Source organism: Cedecea sp. B1(4), assembly GCF_059414925.1.
The window spans coordinates 1-262 of record NZ_JCAHMZ010000395.1 but is presented as its reverse complement, the minus strand read 5'-3'; the positions used below and the strand labels follow the sequence as shown (position 1 = coordinate 262).

General features: G+C 72.1%; 1 protein-coding gene. It reads right to left on the bottom strand.

Features of this window, described 5'->3' with window-relative positions:
- The coding region (locus ACR6JA_RS23450) for an integrative conjugative element protein, RAQPRD family (protein WP_494599961.1) at window positions 1-262 on the bottom strand (262 nt) is incomplete at both ends.

Genomic DNA, 262 nt, shown 5'->3' with positions numbered 1-262 from the left:
CTGGATGCCGGCGCGCATGCGCGCCAGGTCAGCCAGGAGCCGCGGGTAGTCGAAGTGGTAGCGCTCGCCCGGCTGGATCGGCGCGTGTGCAGCGCCGCCCGTGACGGTGCGCTCCAGCGCGTCGAGCTGACGCAGCGCCGCGATCAGCTCCTGGCGCTGTGCCGGGGATTCGGCCAACGCCATCGAAGACTGCCCCAGCAGCAGGGCAGTCACGAGAAAAGTGGGCACGCCGCGATGCGCGGCGCGCAGCCAGATCGGAGCC